At 71.4% G+C, this 14,754-nt stretch carries 15 protein-coding genes; 8 read left to right on the top strand and 7 right to left on the bottom strand.

Annotated features, from left to right (window positions below):
* On the bottom strand, window positions 1–637 hold a 637-nt coding region (locus HG543_RS42160; protein WP_169350595.1), incomplete at its 3' end, for an extracellular solute-binding protein.
* Between the two features lie 198 nt (window positions 638–835).
* Here HG543_RS42160 and HG543_RS42155 point away from each other — a divergent pair.
* The 4 genes from HG543_RS42155 (at window position 836) to HG543_RS42140 (ending at window position 4,871) form a co-directional block, all read left to right on the top strand.
* On the top strand, window positions 836–1,255 hold the full coding sequence (locus HG543_RS42155) for a SpoIIAA family protein (protein WP_169350594.1): 420 nt from the start codon (window positions 836–838) through the stop codon (window positions 1,253–1,255).
* 103 nt (window positions 1,256–1,358) lie between these two features.
* Window positions 1,359–1,769 carry a SpoIIAA family protein gene (locus HG543_RS42150; protein ID WP_171818595.1) on the top strand — a complete coding sequence of 137 codons (411 nt, stop codon included), beginning with the start codon at window positions 1,359–1,361 and terminating at the stop codon, window positions 1,767–1,769.
* Between the two features lie 435 nt (window positions 1,770–2,204).
* On the top strand, window positions 2,205–3,494 hold the full coding sequence (locus HG543_RS42145) for a cytochrome P450 (RefSeq protein WP_169350592.1): 1,290 nt from the start codon (window positions 2,205–2,207) through the stop codon (window positions 3,492–3,494).
* 324 nt (window positions 3,495–3,818) lie between these two features.
* On the top strand, window positions 3,819–4,871 hold the full coding sequence (locus HG543_RS42140; RefSeq protein WP_169350591.1) for a fatty acid desaturase family protein: 1,053 nt from the start codon (window positions 3,819–3,821) through the stop codon (window positions 4,869–4,871).
* 135 nt (window positions 4,872–5,006) lie between these two features.
* On the opposite strand, the gene HG543_RS42135 is transcribed toward HG543_RS42140, so the two are convergent.
* Window positions 5,007–5,861, bottom strand: coding sequence for a DUF4846 domain-containing protein (locus tag HG543_RS42135; protein WP_169350597.1), 855 nt, complete (start codon window positions 5,859–5,861; stop codon window positions 5,007–5,009).
* Window positions 5,862–6,390: 529 nt separating this feature from the next.
* On the opposite strand from HG543_RS42135, the gene HG543_RS42130 reads away from it, so the two are divergent.
* Window positions 6,391–6,993: a CDP-alcohol phosphatidyltransferase family protein gene (locus HG543_RS42130; protein WP_169350596.1), complete on the top strand. Its 603-nt coding sequence runs from the start codon at window positions 6,391–6,393 to the stop codon at window positions 6,991–6,993.
* 4 nt (window positions 6,994–6,997) lie between these two features.
* Here the strand turns inward: HG543_RS42130 and HG543_RS42125 are convergent, their stop codons facing one another.
* Complete coding sequence (locus HG543_RS42125) at window positions 6,998–7,225, bottom strand: hypothetical protein (protein ID WP_169350590.1); 228 nt, start codon at window positions 7,223–7,225, stop codon at window positions 6,998–7,000.
* 69 nt (window positions 7,226–7,294) lie between these two features.
* Window positions 7,295–8,206, bottom strand: coding sequence for a hypothetical protein (locus tag HG543_RS54750; RefSeq protein WP_211194532.1), 912 nt, complete (start codon window positions 8,204–8,206; stop codon window positions 7,295–7,297).
* A gap of 196 nt (window positions 8,207–8,402) precedes the next feature.
* Here HG543_RS54750 and HG543_RS42115 point away from each other — a divergent pair, with 196 nt between their 5' ends.
* On the top strand, window positions 8,403–9,758 hold the full coding sequence (locus tag HG543_RS42115) for a hypothetical protein (protein ID WP_169350589.1): 1,356 nt from the start codon (window positions 8,403–8,405) through the stop codon (window positions 9,756–9,758).
* 46 nt (window positions 9,759–9,804) lie between these two features.
* On the opposite strand, the gene HG543_RS42110 is transcribed toward HG543_RS42115, so the two are convergent.
* The 3 genes from HG543_RS42110 to HG543_RS42100 are packed head-to-tail and all read right to left on the bottom strand — an operon-like array spanning window position 9,805 to window position 12,964.
* Window positions 9,805–10,929: an Ig domain-containing protein gene (locus tag HG543_RS42110; protein ID WP_169350588.1), complete on the bottom strand. Its 1,125-nt coding sequence runs from the start codon at window positions 10,927–10,929 to the stop codon at window positions 9,805–9,807.
* Complete coding sequence (locus tag HG543_RS42105; RefSeq protein WP_169350587.1) at window positions 10,926–11,705, bottom strand: hypothetical protein; 780 nt, start codon at window positions 11,703–11,705, stop codon at window positions 10,926–10,928. Before HG543_RS42105 ends, HG543_RS42110 begins: the two co-directional genes overlap by 4 nt.
* Window positions 11,702–12,964: a caspase family protein gene (locus HG543_RS42100; protein ID WP_169350586.1), complete on the bottom strand. Its 1,263-nt coding sequence runs from the start codon at window positions 12,962–12,964 to the stop codon at window positions 11,702–11,704. Before HG543_RS42100 ends, HG543_RS42105 begins: the two co-directional genes overlap by 4 nt.
* Before the next feature lie 244 nt (window positions 12,965–13,208).
* Between HG543_RS42100 and HG543_RS42095 the strand changes: the two genes are divergently transcribed.
* Both HG543_RS42095 and HG543_RS42090 read left to right on the top strand, forming a co-directional pair.
* Entirely contained in the window at window positions 13,209–13,715 is a 507-nt protein-coding gene (locus HG543_RS42095; RefSeq protein ID WP_343073578.1) for an RNA polymerase sigma factor, read from the top strand.
* Window positions 13,712–14,488, top strand: a complete 777-nt coding sequence (locus HG543_RS42090) for a hypothetical protein (protein ID WP_169350584.1) — start codon at window positions 13,712–13,714, stop codon at window positions 14,486–14,488. Before HG543_RS42095 ends, HG543_RS42090 begins: the two co-directional genes overlap by 4 nt.
* Window positions 14,489–14,754 lie beyond the last annotated feature (266 nt).

Here is a 14,754-nt window from a genome sequence, read left to right as displayed (position 1 = left end):
CCCCGTGCCCCCACAGCGCCTCGTACACGTTGCAGCTCAGGCCCTCGTACTGCCGCCCCTGCCACACGTAGCCCTGGATGCCGGGCGCCTTCGCCATCGCCTCGCGCGCGAAGCGCCTCAATTCCTCGTACGTGCGCGGCGCCCGCGGCACCAGGTCCGTGCGGTAGTAGAGGACGCCCACGTCCAGGTACCACGGCACCGCGTACGTCCGCCCGTCCACCACCACCGCCTCCACCGGGCCGGGGAAGAAGTCCGCGCGCAGGCGCTCGGGCGGGAAGTGCTCGGACAGGTCCGCAATCCACCCCGCGCGCGCGAACTCGGGCACCCAGACGACGTCCGCCACCAGCACGTCGAAGTCGTCCGCCCCACCCTCCAGCGACGTGAGGAAGAACTGGTGCGCCAGGTCCGACGCGTTGGGCAGCGCCTCCGTGACGAGCTCCACCCCCGGGTTCTCCCGCTCGAAGCGCGCCAGCAGCTCGCGGAACGGTCCCGGCGGCCCCCACAGCGGCTGGTACTTGAACACCAGCCGCGTACGGCCCGCCTCCTCGCGCGGCTCCTTCGAGCGCCGGCAACCGGACGCACCCACCCCCAGTGCGACGAGGCCTGCCACGAGCAGCGGAAAGAGACGTCGGCGCATACGCGGGGCATGACTCCAGCCACCCCAGCGCCGGTCAAGGATGCCAGCGCCCGACGGTCATCACGCCAACATCCCCCCGCGCCTGTTCGGAAGACGGCACGCTCGGCTGCTCCTACCTGGCAAGGGCGATGATGGTTTCGCATTGGAGCGACGCGGGCGCTATCCTCGCTCGCAATCACGGACAGCGAGGGGGAGGACATGCCTCAGCAGGACGAATTGAAGTTCGGCGCGCACAACGCCCATTTCGAGCCGCCGGACACCCTCGTGGTGTCCTTCAACGGCCTCATCAACATGGACGATGTGAAGCGCACCTCGCAGCTCTACCGGGAGACCTTCGAGCGCCACGGCCAGTACTACTGCATCGCCGACATCGGCCGCTCCCAGATTGACAACGCCGGCCGCAAGTACCTCTCCGACAACGGCCGCTCCGAGTGGTTCCACGCCGTCATCTACGTGGGCGCGGACGTGGTGCAGCGCACCTTCGGCAAGGCCATTGCCCTCGCCATGCTCTTCACCGGCAAGACGAGCTTCGAGACCGTGTTCGTCGCCACCCTCGACGAAGCCCGCGCCTGGGTGACCCAGCACCGCTCCACCGCCGCGCAGCGCAAGGCCGGCTGAGTCCCCGCTCCTCCCTGGGAGTTCCCGCTCTCCAAGAAACCCGTGAATCTCGCGTCAATCCGGCGCGAGCGCTATGCTGCGTCCGGGTTTCGAAGGGAGTGACATGCAGCAGCAGGAGTGGAAGCTGGGCGCCCACGTGGTGCGCTATGAGCCGCCAGACCTCGTGATGGCGACCTTCTCCGGGCCCATCAACCTGGAGGAAATCCAGCGCGCGGTGGCGGTGTACGGTGAGGCCGCGAAGCACGGCCCGTACTACATGATCGCCGACATCGGTCAGTCCCAGCTTGGAGCGGAGCCCCGGCGCTACCTCTCCGAGAATGGCCGGGCGGACTGGTTCAAGGGCGTCGTCTACGTCGGCGCGGACGTGGTCCAGCAGACCTTCGGCAAGGTCCTCGCCCTGGCCATGCTCTTCACCGGCAAGACGCGCTTCGAGACCGCCTTCGTGAAGACGCTCCCCGAGGCTCGCGCCTGGGTCGAGCAGAACCGCATCAAGCAGCGCAAGAAGCACGGCTGAGGCCCTCCGAGCGCCTCGCCCCCCCACCCTTCCAGGCCCATTCCGGGGCCTGGAAATGATGGCCACCCATGGGTCACCACCCGCCCTGGCGGGGTGGATCCACCCATGCCCCGAGGTCGCAACATCTGTTGTGAATCTTTTTCGCTCCAGCGAAAAACAAGGCAATTCAAGCCCTTACGCCAGTCCAGGGGAGTGTCTCGGGCTGACCAAATGCCGGTCTTTGTGGAAAAATATGCCCTTACTGGCCAGGAAGCGTGGAATTGTTGTATATGCGGGGCTCCAAGGGAGCCACATCGCGCCCGGGTTGTCCTCGTTCCGGCTCCTCGTCCGTTTTTCCAGCCTCATCCGGTGAAGGGGCGTCCCACCCCTCCACTCCCACCACCCGTTAGCGAGCGTCGACCTTTGGGGGGGCTCGCTCGACCCACGAGTCAAGCCATGCCCGTGAATGTGCAGAAGCAGGAAGAGACCGGAGTTCCCGCCCACGCCTCCGCGACGGTGCCGAGCCCCCACCTTGGCGCGCAGTACAACCCGTTCTTCGGGCCCCACGTGGCCAACCCGCACGACTTCTTCGAGAAGCTGCGCAAGGACGAGCCGGTCACCTTCAGCCCCATGCTGAACATGTGGCTGGTCAGCCGCTATGACGACATCACGGCGGTGCTGAAGGACCCGGCGCGCTTCTCCAACCGGGACATGCTGGGCAGCGGCACGCACCTGACGGAAGAGGCGAAGGCCATCCTCGCGCAGGGCTTCGACACGCGGCACGTGCTGCTGGGCATGGACCCGCCGGACCACACCCGCCTGCGCCGGCTGATGAACCGCGGCTTCACCCCCGCGCGCATCAATGGCATGGCGCCCTTCATCCAGAAGCTGGCCACCGAGATGGTGGCGAAGTTCGCCAACGATGGCCGCGCGGACCTGGTGGAGCAGCTCGCCTACCCGCTGCCCGCGTACGTCATCCTCGGCATCATGGGCGTGCCCGCCGAGGACGTGTGGAAGATCAAGCGCTGGAGCGCGGACTGGCAGCAGCTCACCTTCGAGCACATCCCCGCCGAGCAGCAGGTGGAGATGGCCAAGGGCGTCATCGAGTTCCAGCAGTACTGCGTGCGCCTCATCGAGGACCGCAAGAAGAACCCCAAGGAGGACCTCACCAGCTACCTCGTCGCCGTGGAGGACAACGGCGAGGCCCTGACGATGGACGAGCTCATCATGGCCATCGGCGCGTCCATGCTGTCCGCCGGCCACGAGTCCACCACCGCCCTCATGGCCAACACCTGGAAGCTGGCCCTGGAGCACGGCATGTGGGGAATGATGCGCCACAACCGTGAGCTGGTGATGAAGTTCCTCGAGGAGTCCAGCCGGTACGACTCCGTCTCACACTCCATGATCCGCACCGCGCGCGAGGACGTGGAGGTGGGCGGGGTAAAGATTCCGGCGGGCTCGCGGCTGATGCTCCTGTACGCGGCCGGCAGCCGGGACGAGTCGCGCTGCCCGTTCTCCAGCAAGCTCGACGTGACGCGCGAGAAGGTGCCCCAGCACCTCACCTTCGGCCACGGCACCCACTTCTGCCTGGGCGCGCCCCTGGCCCGCCTCCAGTACCAGATCACCACCAACACCCTGCTGGACATGCTGCCGGACCTGAAGCTCGTCCCCAACCAGGACTACGGCATCTGGCAGAGCATCGTCCTGCGCCAGATGAAGCACCTGAGGGTGGAGTGGGAGCGCTGAGCTGACCTGAGCGCACCCCGCCGCCGCTGGAAAATCCCAAGGGCCTGGCGACCACTTCCGGTCTCCAGGCCCTTTTCACGTCCGCGCATCCATGCGGGAAGACGGCCGGGCCCACGCCTCCAGGACGACTCAACCCGCACAATGAGTAAACCACGGAGTCATTGGATACCCCCATGGGGTACGGCATGACTCGATATCCCCTCTTCACTGTGAAACGCTTCCGGTCCTGAAAGAAAATTCTTGCCAGACTGACGTGTTTCGGGCGAAAGAGTCGGGGTACACCCTGCTTCGTAGTGAATCCAGAAGCAGAAGGAGCCCCCCATCATGTACGCCGAGGTAGTGGACGAGGCCGATACCCAGTTCGCGCGCCGGGTCGACCGGAAGGCGCTGGCTGCCGTCACCCGTGAGATGTCCCAGGTGAGCAATGGTCGGGCGCTGTGGGCCCTGGCCTCGCAGTGGCTGGTCATCGTCGCGGCCTTCGCGTTCGTCGTCATGGTGGACCGCTGGTGGGCGTGGCCCATCGCGGCGCTGATCATCGCCTCGCGGCAGCACGCGCTGCTGGCGCTGATGCACGAGGCGGCGCACTACCACTTCCTGTCCAACCGGACGGCGAACGAGCTGGTCAGCGACATGCTCTGCGCCTTCCCGCTGAACATGACGACGGCGGGCTACCGCTACGAGCACATGATGCACCACCGCTACGTGAACACGCCGCAGGACCCGTACTGGGCGGGGCAGCAGGCGGACACGTCGTGGCACTTCCCGCGCACGCCGGTGCGCGCGACGCTGGTGTTCCTGGGCGACGCGCTGGGCCTGTACGCCCCCAACCACCTGAAGGTGGTGCTGCCGTGGACGTACTGGGGCCGCCTGGCCCGCAAGGGCCAGCCGGGCATCTCCGCGATGGAGCACGTGCGCTACTGGCTGTACGTGGCCACGCTCGTCACGGTGCTGGTGACGACGGGCGCGTGGCTGCACTGGCTGCTCTTGTGGGTGCTGCCCACGACGACGGTGATGATGGCCTTCTTCCGCCTGCGCGCGCTGGGTGAGCACCCCATCGACCAGGAGCCCAAGGGCGACGAGACGCGCGAGACGCGCGACGTGACGGGCACCGCGCTGGAGAACTTCTTCGTGGCGCCGCTCAACGTGCACTACCACCTCACGCACCACGCCTTCCCGTCCGTGCCCTTCTACAACCTGCCCGCCATGCACCTGGAGCTGGAGAAGGCCGGGCTCTTGGAGGACGGCGTGAACAACTTCGACACGTACCTGGGCAAGGACAACAGCATCATCCAGTACCTCACGCGCCCGACGGGCTCCCAGGCCCCCGTCGTCTCCGCCCCGCAGGCGGAGCCGCTGCAGCAGCCGCTGCACTCGTGAGCGTGGTGCACGGGCCCGCCTGAGACGGGTCCCTTCCGAGCAGCAGGGTCTGGCCCATGGCCACCGTCAGGAGCTGGGGGGCTTCGCGGTGGCAGGAACGCTGGACCGGCGCTCGGAGGGACACGAGGGCGGGCCTCACGGAAAGCGGCGCAGCGAGGACCAGGGGAAGGGCTTCCAGAACGGCGTGGCCACCGCGTCGCCTTCCAGCGGGAACCAGGGCGCCGTGTCCTCTCCTCCGCCGGGGGACAGCACGTGGAAGTCCTGCGCGGGCATGAAGCCCTGCCCCAGCAGCGCCACCCGGCGGCCCTCGGCGTTGGCCGCCACGTCCAGCACCATCACCGCGTGCCCCGGGCTGCCGCCCAGCACGAAGAAGTCCCCGGGCCGCACGTCCTCGCGCGAGGGACGGCCCTTCAGCGGCTCCAGCGACAGCGTGCCCGCGTAGTTGAAGACGAGGTCCAGGTACGCGCGGAACGCCGCACGCGATGCATCCGCGCCCGCGCTGCGCACCCACGCCACCTTCGAGCCCGTGACGCGCGCCCTGTCCCCCGCGGCGTACTTCGGCCAGGACGCCAGGTGGCCACTGGTGAAGCGGTAGGCGATGCGCTCGCGCTGGTTGCTGGACCAGAGCCACTCCGCGTGGAGACGGATGACGGAGTCCGCGCACTGCTGCAGGTTGGCCTGGCCCACGTCCAGTTCCGCCACCGCCGCCAGCCTCGCGTCGTCCGCGGGCAGCACCTCGCCGCCCCGGAAGTGGAGCACCGGCGTGCCCTCCGGACGCAGCGGCAGGCCTCGCAGCCACGCGCCGAACGAGCCCTGCTCCACCGCGACCCGCGTGTAGCCCTCCGGGGGCGCGAAGGTGGCCTCCAGCGGCCGCACCCGCGCGTCCGGAGACAGCCACGCGTAGCGCGCCAGCTCGTCGCGCGTGGGGGCACGCGGCTCCGAGGCGGCGGGCAGGGTGGAGCCCATGCCCGCCAGCACCCAGCGCCGCATGTTGAAGAAGGAATCACGGGCCGCCTCCCGCTCGGCGGCGGTGACGGGCGCGGGCTGGGGCTCGGTCGACGTGCCAGGGGAGGCCTCGACGGCACCGGGGTGCAGCGCCGCCATCAACAGGAGCCCTGGCACCGTGAGCCTGGGACTCGCGGAGTGGCCGTGCGTCGACGGACCTGTCCCGTCCTCCGGGAGCGAGTCACCGGCCTCGCGCGAGGAATGGAGGGATGCGCGGGACGTCCGAGGGGGTGACTCTTTCACGGTAGCGAGGCTCCGGTACGAGGGGAATGCACGGGAGATGACGGTCCCCGGGTTGGACCATCCTCGCAGCTCCGGGGTTCCATCGCAGCTCCCAGGCGTCGGCGCCTGGACGCTGGAGGCGGCCCGTGCTCCGGGCCCGGCGTCCGAGGGAAGTCGGTCGCCTGCCCGGAGTATCCCTGGACCGGGCAACCGTCCGAGATGGGGTCCGCCGCTGAACGGTCACACGCCGGTTCCCGTGCATCACTCCGGGCGAGGAAGCACCTTGATGCCTATGCACCGCCGGGCGCGTCTTGCATTGCTCAACACCCTGTCGCTGTCACGCCTGCCCATGGCGGTGGCTTTCATCGTCATCCCGGACGTGGTGGTGCGCGCGGCGCTCGTCGTGCTGGCGGCCTTCACGGACTTCCTGGACGGGTGGATTGCCCGGCACAAGGGACTCGCCACGCGCATTGGCGCGCTCATCGACCCGGTGGCCGACCGCGGCTTCATGGTGACGGCCATCCTCGTCTGCTACCTGGACGGGCTCATCGCGCTGCCGGAGGTGCTGCTGCTGGTGGTGCGCGACATCGGCACCGCCATCGGCTTCATCGTCGCGCGTGCGGTGCCGGGATTGCGCCCGGTGGAGCTCAAGGCGCGGCTGCTCGGCAAGCTTGTCACCGCGCTCCAGCTGGCGGCGCTGCTGTGCGTGCTGCTCTTCCCGCCGGCGGTGTCACCGCTCGTCGCGCTCATTGGTGTGCTGTCGCTCGCCTCGGTGGTGGACTACTCGCGCGCGGTGCTGCGAGCGCGGCCGCGAGCGCCTCACGCCGGGGAAACGGGCGCGCACCATGGTTCGATGGAGGGGCCTCCACCGTCCATGCCCACGGCGCGCAAGTAGGGCCTCAGCCCTGGGTTGATGGCGCGGAGTCGGTGTCCTGGGAATCGGGCAGGCCGAGCGCGCGAGAGCGCTCCGAGGAGATACAGGAGCGCTCGCCCTCGGTCATCTCCGCCCAGACCTCGTCCATGACATCCAACAGGGAATCCTCTTCGGGAGAGCCGCCCTCCGGATGTCGCGCACGCACGAGCACGAGCTTGCGCAGGAGCGCGCGATATCGGTCATAGGCCGTCATGATGGGAACCTCCCTCCCATGGACGTGCGAGGAGCGTGCGACTGACGGGGCGTGGGCCGGCTCCCCGCCTCAGCCTCCCCGAGGCGCCGCCGGCAGCACGGCGATCTCCAGCGTCTGGTCCTGGCCCACCAGGTCCACCACCGCGCGTACCTGCTCGCCCTTCTCGAGCTGCCGCACGCCGATGCCGCGGCCATTCCGGAACACCCGCGTGCGCGCATCCACGTCCAGCACCAGCGGCGCGCCCGTCTCCAGCCCGATGACCACCTGGTTCCCCGACACCGAGCGCACCTCGCCCGTGTAGATGGCGTTCACCATCTGCGTGCCGCTCGGCGCCGGCACGTTCGAACCCGAGGGAGGCACGTCACTCACGACGGGGGCGGAACCCCTTCCTGTGGCTCCCGCGCCACCTGTCCCCTGCCCGGTGCCCGCCGTGCCCGCGCCGCCCGTTCCCCGCCCGGTGCCCGAGGCTCCAGCGCCGGTGCCCTGCGCGTTGCCCTGGGTCTCTGTGCCCGCACCGCCGGTGCCCTGCGCGGTGCCCGTGCCCGCCGTGCCTCCACCGCCGGTGCCCTGCGCGGTGCCCATGCCCGCCGTCCCTTCACCGCCTGTCCCCTGCCCGGCACCCGCCGAGCCGCTTCCGCCTGTCCCTCGTGCCGCGGTACCGGCGCGCGTGTCCCCGGTTCCCACCGGGGTGCCCGAGCCGCCCACGCCCGTCCCGGCCGTGTCGCCTCGCAACCGCGCCACCTCCTGCTGGAGCCGTGTCACCTCCGCGCGGAGTGCCTCCACGGTCTGCCGCAGCTCCGCGTCCGTGCCGGAAGCCGGCGCCTGGTTGCCCGCCTGCTGTCCTCCCGCCGCCGCGGGAGCGACCTGCTCGGTTCCTCGCGCGCCCGTGCCACCGGACTGAGCCTCGGCCGAGCACCCACCACACATCAGCACCGACAGTCCCGCGATGCCCAGCACCGCCCAGCCGACCTTCCGCACCATGTGGCCCGGCCTCCTTTCTGCTTCAAAGGTGGGGACTTCCGGGGCCCGGACAACCACCCGCCCGTCCAGGAAGCACCGGAGAGCAGGGTGCCAGCCAGGGCCCGGCCTGTCCGTGAAGCCCATGGGCCGACGAGCATTCCCCAGGGCATTCCGGCGATAGTGGCCCCCCTCTCCCGCCCTGCCCTGGAGCCGAACCATGGCGACGAAGCGTCCTCAACCGCCCGCCGGGCCCGCCGCCCACGCGGAGGAGCCGCCACGCACCGCGCTGCGCATCCACGCGCCCGACGCGCTGCCCGCGGCGGAGCTCAACGTGCTGCGCGACCTGAACGTGCTGCGCGCCCCCGCTCCGGACCTGCTGGCCCCCGCGGGAGTCCCGGCCGGCACGCCGCTACGGCAGAACCGCTTCATCACCCAGGGCTACATCCGCATCGCCCAGACGCTGCAGGGGCTGCTGGACCCGGACTTCCGGCCCGGGGGCACCAGCCGCGTGCGCCCGTGCTGGTTCGCCTTCGCGCCCCATGCCTCGCAGGAGGCCGGCAAGGGCCTGCTCGGCGCGGCCATCGCCCGGCGCATCATCGACATCGCCCAGGGAGAGGCCCTGCCCAGCGCGGCGCACGCGTATGACCGCGTGGGACTCACCGGCCCCATGCGCCAGGGCGCGGAGAAGCTCTCCACCGCGCTCGGCTGGCACGGGCTGCCGCGCGACGCCGCCGCCGCGATTGGCGCGCTCGCGGGCGCCATGAACCTGGAGCCGCTGTCGGACCCGCGCACGCTCTGGTCCACCGCGCACCGCTTCGCGCGACTGTTCTTCCTGGCCCCCGGCGTGCTGCCGCTCGACAAGACCGAGGCGATGGCGCGCACCCTGGAGCGCCTGCTCAACGAGGGCAACGTCGCCATCTTCACGGACATCGGCGGCTCCGCGCAGGCATACCTCGCGTGGCGGCAGGGCGCGGGCGCCCTCACTCCGGAGCGCGTGCTGCGCGAGTTCACCCTGCGCGGCGCCACGTCCCAGCAGGCGAAGCGCGCGTACGACGCCCTCATCACCCGCACCCGTGAGACTCCGGCGCCGTCCGACTTCGCGCGCCTGCTGCCCGACGTGTCCGGCCCCAGCCTCGTGGTGGCGGCCTTCGCGCTCACCGAGACCGCCCGTCAGGCGCCCGGCGGTGGCGCGCGCGACGCGCTCATCGCCATCGCCAACAACTGCTTCGCCTGGCGCGAGCAGCACGACGCGGTGCAGCCCGCCTTCACCCCACCCGCGCGGCTGCCGGACGAGGTGTCCCGCCCCGACCTCACGCAGGCCATGACGCCGCTCTTGCGCCTGGAGCTGGGCACGGTGGTGTGGAACTTCTCCGACTACGCCGCCACCCAGCGGGACCGCGACTCCAACCCGCTCACGTCCAAGCCCACCGAGTACAACTGGGCGAGCTTCGCGGACCGCTGGCCCGCCATCCTCACGTCCTTCACGCTGGGCTACCGCAACCCCACCGTGATGTGGGACCTGCCGAAGCCGCTCGTCCCCGCCAACAGCCCGCTGCTGGACCTGCTGGCCTGACGAGGGCACCGGCGCGCGCGCCCGTCCGGGACACGCGCGCGCCGGGTCAGTCCACGTGGAGTTCCAGGGTTTGCTCGTCGCCCTGGAGCAGGACGCTGGCGGCGAAGCGGATGGTGTAGTCCCCGGGCCGCGTCGGCGTGCCGTGCAGCAGCCCCTGTGAGCCGTCGAGCAGGAAGCCCGGCGGCAGCGCCCACCCGCTCGCCACATTCCAGGAGGGCCCCGACGCTCCGACGACGCGCAGGGTATAGCTGTACGGCGTCCCCACGCGCCCGTCCGGCAGGGCCCGGGTCGCGATGTCCATGGCCAGCGTCACGTTGACCGTCGATATCGACAGCTCGCGAGTGGCTTCCTGCGGCGGCGAATCGCTGTCCACCACCCGCACCGTGAAGCTCACGGTCCCCTCCTGCCCGGAGGTTCCCGTCACCGCGCCGGTGTCGTTCAGGTTCAGCCCCGAGGGCAGGGCGCTGCCCGGCTCCAACGAGAAGCGGTAGGGCGGAATGCCGCCCGTGGCGTACAGGCGCTCGGCATAGCCCCCGCCTCGCGGCGCGTTCGCGAGCGTCAGCGGCCCGACCATGCGCAGCCGCCCGCGGACGCGAAGGAGGATGCTGCCGCTCGCCCGCTTCGGAGGCGTGCTCTGGTCCGTCACGTCGACGGAGACATAGACGTCCCCCGCCGAGGCGGGCGTGCCGGAAATCCGCCCCTCCTCGTCGAGCGTGAGCCCGGCGGGCAGCGCCACGGTGGCGTTGAACGTGTACGGAGGCGTTCCGCCACGCGCGCTCACCTGGCCGCTGTACGGCACTCCCTCCACGCCCGCCGCGAGCCCATCCGGGTTCAGCGCGAGCGCCGTCGGAACACCTCCATCCTCCACGCCCGCGTCCACGCCCGCGTCCGAGCCTCCATCCTCGACCGGCCCCGCGTCCTCCGGCCCCGCGTCTGCGCCGCCATCGGCCATCGGCTCGCCGGCATCGTCTTCCGTGGGCGGCGGGTCCACGGGGCCACACGTCGCACTCTCACCGCAGTCCGGGACGCACCGCGCCTCGGCGGCGAGACACGTGGAGCCCGAGGGACAGGCCCCCTGCGCGTCACACGGGACGAAGCGGGACAGGTCCGGCGCGAAGGTGCACGCGGCCATCACCACGAAGGCCAGCACGGCGGGCAGTGCGCGTCTCATGGCAGCTCCCACACGAGGAAGAACGTGCCGCCCGCGCCCAGCAGCGCGCCCGCGCCCAGCAGCACGTTGGCCGTGTGGGCCTGCCTCCGGCCATCGCGCAGCTTCCCATCGAGACACGCGCGGAAGGCCTCGCCGTCACCCGCGCAGCCCGCGTTGCCCGCCGACAGCCGGGACTCCGCGCGGCGCGAGGCCATGCCGAAGCCCACGCCCGCCGCCAGCGCCGCGCCTCCCGCGGCCAGCAGCACCTTGGGCCACACGCGCGCCGGCTTCTCCACGCCGGCCGTCCGCTCCGCCACGGCGCCTCGCGCCGAGGGACGCGCCGTCCACAACGTCTTGAAGGACTGCCGCGACTTCGCCTCGGCCTCGCCGGGCTCCGCGTTCACTCCGGGAAGCTGGAACGTCTGGCGCGACTCCCAGCCCAGCGAGTCCACCAGCGACAGCACCACGCTGCGCCCACCGCCCAGGCCGAGCGCCACGCCGCGCACCAGCCACGCCGCGCCGGGCGCCACGCCCCGCGCGCCCAGGCACTGCGAGCCCTCACAGGCGAGCGCCCCGGGCCCCAGCGCGCGCAGCCGCTCCACCGTGTCCGCGCGGGACTCCAGGCACACGCCGGGGGTGGCGGCCACCGCCCGGCGCGCGGCCTCTTCCAACGCGCGGGTCTCCGCGCGCGACAGCGCCACCGTGTCGAAGGGGAGCAACACCACCTTCTCGCCCTGGCAGCCGGCCGTGGCGGCCTGCGTGAGCGAGAGGAACAGCGCGAGAGACAGGGCGCTCATGGCGAGAGGTCCGGTCCTTCCTCGGGCGCCACCGGCGGCAGCTCGAGGTTGGCCACATAGCCACGGTAGAAGCGCGAGCCGAAGGGCACCGAGAAGAGCTTGTCGCGCAGCGCGTCCTGCACCGCCCCGCGCGCGGCGAAGGCCGTCTCGCGCCAGGGCAGGCCGCCGCCGTCCACCACCGCGCCCGCGCGCGAGAAGGTGAACGGCGCTTCACGTCCCGCCATGCGCAGGAAGTAGCCGCGCCCCGTGGGCAGCGCCAGCACCAGCGAGCGCTCGCGCTCCTTGTGGAGCTCCGCCACCCGCAGGCCCCGGTCGTCCTCCACCCACAGCCGCCCCTCCACGCCCCGGGGCATCAGCAGGTAGCCCACCGCCGCGCGCGCGCCCAGATTCGCCAGCGACGCCGAGCGGTCCAGCGCGGGCGGCCGCACGAAGGCCGCGAGCCGACCGCGCACGTCCTCCACGCCCTGGCTGGCGGCGGCGACGAAGGCGTGCAGCTCCGAGTACTCCACCCGCCCGTCCGCGTTGACGTCCGCCGCGCCCGCGAGCGCCGAGCGCACCATGTGGCTGAAGACGCCCGAGCGGATGGCGCTCCACTCATGGCTCTCCTGCTCGGTGGAGGTGGACAGCACCACGCCCACCTGCGGGTAGCGCTCCAGCTCGCGCATGGCCAGGAGCCCCTTCACGGCCGCCGCCTGGGTGGGCCCCACCGGCAGCGCGCCCCGCGAGTGCACGAAATAGTACGAATCACACGCGTCCACGATGAGGTGGACGAAGGACGCCTGGCTGGGCGCGAGCACGCCCTCGAAGAGGTCCGTGCGGGTGAAGGGCCCGTCCAGGAGGCTCACCGTCCCCTCGCCCGCGGCGCCCCGCTTCCCGTGGCCGGTGAAGACGAAGTACAGCACCGGCCGCGCGCCCCGGGCGCGGTCCTCCGCCATCCGGGCGTTCAGCCGCGTGAGGGCCTCCTTCAGCGCCGCGCGCGTGGGCGGGCGCGTCTTCGCGGCCAGCCCCGGATGGAGGACCTGCGTCTCCTCGTCCAGCACGCTCAGCAGCACCGCCTCCTTCACGCGGGGCGCCAGCAGCTCGTGGTACCGCGCGCCGTCGTCGTCGGCGTAGCGCAGCGGGGCCTGGCTCCGGTCCAGGCCACCGTTGTGGGCCACGATGAGCGCGTAGGCCACGTCCTCGGACGCGGCGCTCGCGGGCAGCGTGGCGAGCAGGAAGACCCAGAGGGTCACCAGGGATGCGCTGGGAGAAAATTTCATTCGTTATGGGACCGCCGCAGGGCCAAAGGTGCCACGAGTTCACTTGCGCAATCCACTCAAGCCCCCTCCCGTCAACATGGGATGACGGGGACCGCACGTCGCGGTAAGCCCCTGAAGGATGGAGTGGGATGACGACAACCTGCGGCGCTTCCGGGAAGGCACACCGGACGTCCTGGCAGCCGTGTACCGCGAGCACGCCGAGGGGCTGGCGCGCATGCTGAGGGCGGCTGCCTGGAGGGGGGGCGTGTTTTCCCACCTGAAGAGCGCGATGGAGTTGGAGAACACACTCCTGGAGACCTTCGCCCGGGCCTTCGAGCCACGCACGCGCGCGGCCTACGACGGCACGCGGCCGTACGGGCACTTCCTCATGGGCATCGCGCGCAACGTGCTGCTGGAGCAGACGCGCAACCGCGAGCTGGCGGTGGGGCTGGAGCCCTTCGAGCAGAAGGGCGAGGTGGTGGAGGACGGCCCGGGGCTTGCGCAGCTGCTGGAGGACCGGGAGGTGGAGGCGCTGGTGGCGGGTTTCAAGGACGGACTCAACGACGAGGAGCGGCGGCTGTTCGAGCTGCGCTTCGGCGAGGGGCTGCCGCAGGAGACGGCGGCGAGCCGCATGGGGCTCACCCGCATCCAGGTGCGGCGGCGGGAGCATGGCATCAAGACGCGGCTGCTCGGCTTCCTCCAGGCGCGCGGGTACCTGGAGGGCCTGGAGTCGCGGGGCTGGAGCTTCTTCAGACGGCGAGGCGAGTCATGACGGAGTGCGCGAACACGAAGGCGAAGCAGGACCTGGCGGCGCTCTTCCGTGGCGAGCTGGACACGGAGGGCTTCACCCGCCTGCGCGCGCACGCGGCCACCTGCGGCAACTGCCGCGAGGCGTACGACCGGCTGTCGCGCGTGGAGTCCTCGCTGGAGCAGCGCGCGCTTCCGGAGAACCGGCAGGCGCTGCTGGAGGGGGAGCTGTTCGCGCGGCTCGGAGCGAAGGCGGCGGCCGCGAGCGCTCCGGTCCGGGCGGTGCCGCGTCCCGAGCGCGTCTCCTTCTTCCGGCCGTGGATGGGGGCGTCGCTGGGGTTCGCCGTGGCGGCGGGGCTGGCGGTGCTGGTGGTGATGCCGAGGACGACGGCGAAGGACCCGGCGGACGAGTGGACGGCGCGCTCGGCGCAGGCGGGCTCGGCGTGGGGCGCGCGGGCCTTCTGCGTCGGCGCGGACGGACAGGTGCGCGGTGAGGCGCGGCCGGGTGGGACGCTGGCGTGCGGCGAGGGAGACTCGGTGCAGTTCGCCTACACGGCGCCGGAAGGGGCGCGGCTGACCATCGAGGCGGCGCCGCCATCGGGTACGGGGGAGCCGCTGCGCTTCTTCCCGAGCGAGGGCACCGCGGCGGAAGTGGCGGCGGGCGTGGACGTGCCGCTGCCGTACAGCACGCCGGTGCAGGGCGGGTGGCTCAGCGGCGCGCTGGACGTGCGGGCGCGCTTCGTGGACGCCGAGGGCCGGCCGCTGGGTGAGACGCGGCTGACGCTCACGCCCCGCTGACGGGGTGCGCGGGAAGAATCGAGGCGGGCAGCCACGGCTGACGCTCACGCCTCACTCCCGGAACGCTCGAAAGAAATGAGGCGCTGAAACTCCGGACGGGCTCGCGTCACTCCCGGAGCGCCGGCCCGAGGAGGCTGGCCCGGTGGTGGCTCGCGGCGCACCCGCGCGCCACCGGTGTCTCTTCTTCAGGGAGTCGCGCCGTGTCCAAGCCGTCCGTGTGGGTGAGCCTCGCCGTGGGGCTCGTGCTGGGTTTCGTGGGAGGGAGG

It is taken from the genome of Pyxidicoccus fallax (assembly GCF_012933655.1).
GTDB lineage: Bacteria > Myxococcota > Myxococcia > Myxococcales > Myxococcaceae > Myxococcus > Myxococcus fallax.
Note: the sequence above shows the minus strand (reverse complement) of the source record. Positions and strands in the feature narration are given on the sequence as shown.